General features: G+C 49.6%; 3 protein-coding genes and 1 pseudogene. 3 read left to right on the top strand and 1 reads right to left on the bottom strand.

From position 1 onward, the window contains the following. Positions 1 to 273: pseudogene (locus QZP87_RS11215) on the bottom strand (hypothetical protein); the annotation flags it as partial. A gap of 454 nt (positions 274 to 727) precedes the next feature. Between QZP87_RS11215 and QZP87_RS11210 the strand changes: the two are divergent. The 3 genes from QZP87_RS11210 to QZP87_RS11200 all read left to right on the top strand — a co-directional run. Next, positions 728 to 2,404, top strand: coding sequence for a GspE/PulE family protein (locus QZP87_RS11210; protein WP_291323011.1), 1,677 nt, complete (start codon positions 728 to 730; stop codon positions 2,402 to 2,404). A gap of 22 nt (positions 2,405 to 2,426) precedes the next feature. Next, positions 2,427 to 3,368, top strand: coding sequence for an ABC transporter substrate binding protein (locus QZP87_RS11205; RefSeq protein ID WP_291323010.1), 942 nt, complete (start codon positions 2,427 to 2,429; stop codon positions 3,366 to 3,368). After that, positions 3,365 to 4,730 (top strand): sensor histidine kinase (locus QZP87_RS11200; protein WP_291323009.1); only part of this gene is annotated, 1,366 nt, incomplete at its 3' end. The genes QZP87_RS11205 and QZP87_RS11200, both read left to right, overlap by 4 nt.

Genomic DNA, 4,730 nt, shown 5'->3' with positions numbered 1-4,730 from the left:
TTTATGGGCAGCCTTACTTTCCAGCCAGCCCTTCGGAAGATTACCGGTCATATCCCACCTGAAACCAAGGTCTTTGAAAAGAATATCATGGGCCAGCATAAGATTATAGTTTTCCCAGTGCCCCAGCTTATTGCTTTCAGTAGGTTTCATGAGGTTTGAGCCCAAATCCAGTCCCAGAAGATGCAAACATCCTGAAAGCAGAGATGTGCCGCTCCTGTGCATGCCTAAAATAATCAGGCAGTCAATATCTCTGGAATGATTTAATTTTTTCATCAATTTAATAATTTTCCATGACTGGAGATTTAAAATTATCAGTTAATAATACAGCGAAACTAAGTGTAAATTATCGCCTCGGCCACCGGGGACAGGCACTTTTGCCGATCTCAAACCGTAAAACGGCCGGACTATCCGGCGGCAAAAGAGCCAGTCCCCTTCCAGCTTAAACGCCTGGGCCACCGGGGACAGGCACTTTTGCCGACCTTAAACCGTAAAACGGCCGGACTATTTGGCGGCAAAAGAGCCAGTCCCCTTCCAGCTAAAATAAAATGTCGCTGTAGTGATAGGCTGCTTTTTGATTTGTCACGCGAAACGAGTGATAAATTAAAAAATATCCTGTCTTCCTTGGCGACCATTGCGCCTTTGCGTGAGAATATGTTTTTGGGTTGCGGGCATAGCCCGCTTTGGAATAACTTTTGACTTTCGAGACGCCGATGGAGAATAAATAATTATGCACAGTCTGGTGGATATGATGATCCAGAAAAACTTTATTACCCGCCGCGATTATGAACGGGTTGCCGGGGCCAGTCAGTACGGCGAACCGTTTCACAGGCTGGCGGTCCGCTCAGGGCTGGTTTCCGAAGATGACTACCTGACTTTGCTGCAGGATTCTTTTGGTTATGAGTTTCTGGAAAGCATTCCTGATGATTACAATCCAGCCCCTTTCAAACATATATCAGCAGACTTTTTGGATGAGCATGTCGCTTTTCCTCTGGAACTGTCTGAAACCAGAGTCCGGGTGATACTCAATGATCCTTTTGATCATTTGGTTCTGGATACTTTGAAAAAGCTCTATCCTGACCTTGATATATCGATTTCGGTCTCCCGGAAGGACAAAATCAGGCAATGGGTAGCCCAGTATTTTTTCCAGGGTGAAGCAGTTCCTGATGAAGATGAAAAGCCGGCTGAGGAAATCGCTGAGTCAGCTTATGCTTTTGAGGACCTTGAACACCTGCGTGATCTGGCTTCTGAGGCGCCGGTCATCAAGAAAGTCAACCAGGTGCTTACAAGCGCCGTTGAAGAGGCGGCCAGCGACATACATATTGAGCCCTTTGACGATCGTCTGCTGATCCGTTTTCGTCGCGACGGTCTGCTCCAGGAGCACCAGACCCTGCCTCCGAACCTGCAGCAGGCCGTTAATACCCGTCTGAAGATTATGGCCAGGCTGGATATAGCGGAGAGAAGGGTTCCGCAGGACGGCCGCATAAAAACCAAGATTGCAGGCAAAAATATTGACATCCGCGTATCCTGCCTGCCCACAGTATACGGTGAAAGCGTGGTTATGCGTATTCTGGACCGCACCAGCGCCTCCTTTTCCCTGGAAAAACTGGGATTTCCGCAACGAGAGTACCAGATTTTCAACAACCTGATTCATTCACCTTACGGCATACTGCTGGTTACCGGGCCCACCGGGAGTGGCAAGACCACCACCCTGTACTCGGCCTTGAACAGGATCAATTCCATAGACAAAAAAATCATAACCATCGAGGACCCTGTAGAATACGAACTGGACGGTATAAACCAGATTCACGTCAACCCTAAAGCCGGGCTGAATTTTGCAACAGGCCTGAGATCCATTGTGCGCCAGGACCCGGACGTAATTCTCATCGGAGAGATAAGAGACAAAGAAACAGCCGACATCGCCATTCAGTCCGCTCTGACCGGCCATCTGGTCTTCTCCACCCTGCACACCAACGATGCCGCGGGAGCTATTTCCAGGCTGATCGAGATCGGAGTGGAGGATTACCTCCTGGCTTCTTCTCTTATAGGCATAATGGCTCAGAGACTGGTGCGGGTGCTTTGTCCTTACTGCAAGAAAAAATATATTCCGGACCAGGCGGTGATAAACAAGTACAACTTATTATTCGGCGACCGCCCCGTAGAGGTTTACCAGCCTGCTGGCTGCGCCAGATGCGGCTTTACCGGCTACAGCGGTCGTATCGCGATTTTTGAGCTATTGAGCATAAACGATGAGGTAAGGGAAATGATTCTGCAGAGTAAAAGTGTGGTCGCCATTCGCAAAATGGGCGTCAGCCAGGGAATGACCCTGCTGCGCGACGACGGCTGGAGCAAGGTGGTGGAAGGCACCACTTCCATCGAGGAAGTATTGCGGGTAACCGGTCAGTGAACAGGGAAATCTGCATTTTACCATGAAGTACCCGCCGCACCAGTTTCTGTCTTTTCATGCGCACCTGCTTGCCGCCCTGGTGCTTTTTCTCTGCCTCATCCCCCCACCGGCTATGGCCCTTACAAGCCAGGACGACTTTTCCAGAGCTACAATTCTGGTTTCGCGGTACATAAAGCCATACATGGAAGCTCTGGGTGGCTTGCGCCGGTCCCTTGATGAACATGCAGATTTACAGCAAAGCGTGTTCATTATGGAGCAGCAGGATCTGGAGCAACCGGCTAACCTTGAGAGGAAAGTGTCAGCCTCAGATCCGGACCTGTTTATTTCCATAGGTCCTGAAGCCACCAGGCTGGGTTGGTCCATGGACATTGAAGCCCTTCAGGTATATACTATGGTATTAAATCCTGAGTCATTGGCCAATGAGCATATAGAGCCTGGTTGCGGAGTTTCATTATATATACCTCCTTCCACTCAGATAAGGGATATACGGCAGGTCTTGCCTGGAATTAAGAGTATTGGCATCCTGTTCGATCCAGAGTTCAACACCCCTTTGTTCCAGGAGGCAAAGGTTATAGGCCGCTTTATTGGTCTGGAACTGGTTCCTCTGGAGGTATCCTCAAGAGAAGAGATTCCGGAGGCGCTGCAGTCCGGCTGGCGTAAAATAGACGCTTTGTGGCTGGTGCCTGACCGGACTGTAAGCTCTCAGACCCTGATTGAATATATCATAAAAGAGGCCTTGCACCATAAAAAACCGGTTGTCGGATATAACCGGTTTTTTTATGATTCAGGGGCGGCGGCAGCTTTTGTGCTGGATTTTGAAAAAATCGGCAAACAGACGGCGGATCTAGCTATTGACCTTATGCAGAGTCTGCCCTGCAAGGAGATATTGCCTGCTTATGAAATCATCCTCAATGACCGGGTACTCAAGAGCCTGGGGATTACTTTGCCGGAGAGGAATCAATGAAGGCACCGGGTTTTCACTTTCGTCTACTCGTGGCGGCTTTTCTGCTGATCGCCGGACCTGTTTTTTTAATGGGTTATCTGGGCCTGGGCATGATGCGTGGTTACGTACAGGACAGGTTCCATGAAAGAAACCAGCTTTTATCCGGCAATCTTGCCAGAAATGCCGAACTGGGGCTCTTGATTAATGATGAGAGGATGCTGGCAGGGCTTGGCTCTAGTCTGATGTCGGAACCGGATGTTGTGGGGGTAAGAATCAGCGACTCTTCAGGCAAAAGCCTTTTTGCTTCCATTGAGGATCATCCTGGAGAGTACACTGTCGCCACTGACATGGTCAGGACCAGGGAGGTTGATGAAGACAGTGTTCAGGGCCTGCACCTGTTCAGCATGGAAGATGGTGAAAGGATTATTGGAGAAGTCGAGGTCTATTTCAGCCTGCAGGAAATTCATGGCCTGCAGGGTTCGCTGCTCAGAACTTTCGGTGTTTTGTCCCTTGTTGTGGCTTTATTGTCCATTTTATTTTTTTATATTATATCCAGATCCCTGGTTAACCCGGTCAACGAACTGGCCGGGGTCGCGTCCCGCATCGCCGGGGGTGACAGGAAAATCAGGGCCCGGCCGGACAATATTCCGGAAACCAGAGAACTGGCTCTGGCTTTCAATTCCATGCTGGACTCCCTTGATAAGAGCAGAAAAGAACTGGAGCAGGCCTATCAGGATATGGCCAGGCAAAAGACCATGGCAGAACTGGGAAAATTCGCTATGCTCATTGCCCACGAAGTGAAAAACCCCCTGAGTATAATCAAAAGTTCCCTGGATGTTCTTAAAGACGAGGCGTCTATTGGACATGATCACCCCATGGTGCATTTCATAGATGATGAAATACGTCGCATCAGCCGTTTGCTGGAGGACTTTCTGACATTCGCCCGTCCAGCTGAGCCTGTGAGGGAAGACGTAGATCTGAACCAGTTGGTTGAAGAATCTGTGCAGAGGTTTGAAATCCAGCAGGAATCGGGCGACATAAAGATTGTTCTTGATTTGCCCGATACCGGTATCGAGGTCAGTGCCGATAGAGATCTTATTGCCAAGGCGGTTTATAATCTATTAAAGAATTCTGCAGAAGCCAACGAATGGCAGGGCCGAATCAATCTCCGTACAGGACTGGAGAACAGCAGGTGGTTTATCGAAGTAGAGGACCAGGGTCCGGGAGTTCCTTTAAGCATGGAGGACAAGATCTTTGAGCCTTTTTTTACCACCAAGACCCGGGGCAGCGGCCTGGGGCTGGCCTTTGTGGTTTATGTGGCCGAGATGCACGGAGGTTCTGTCCAGGCAGCCAACAACAGCGATCTTGGTGCAGTGTTCCGGC

The sequence above is a fragment of the Desulfonatronospira sp. genome (assembly GCA_003563255.1).
In the GTDB taxonomy this organism is placed as follows: Bacteria; Desulfobacterota; Desulfovibrionia; order Desulfovibrionales; family Desulfonatronovibrionaceae; genus Desulfonatronospira.
The sequence above is the reverse complement of the archived record's forward strand: the minus strand, read 5'-3'. Positions and strand labels throughout refer to the sequence as shown.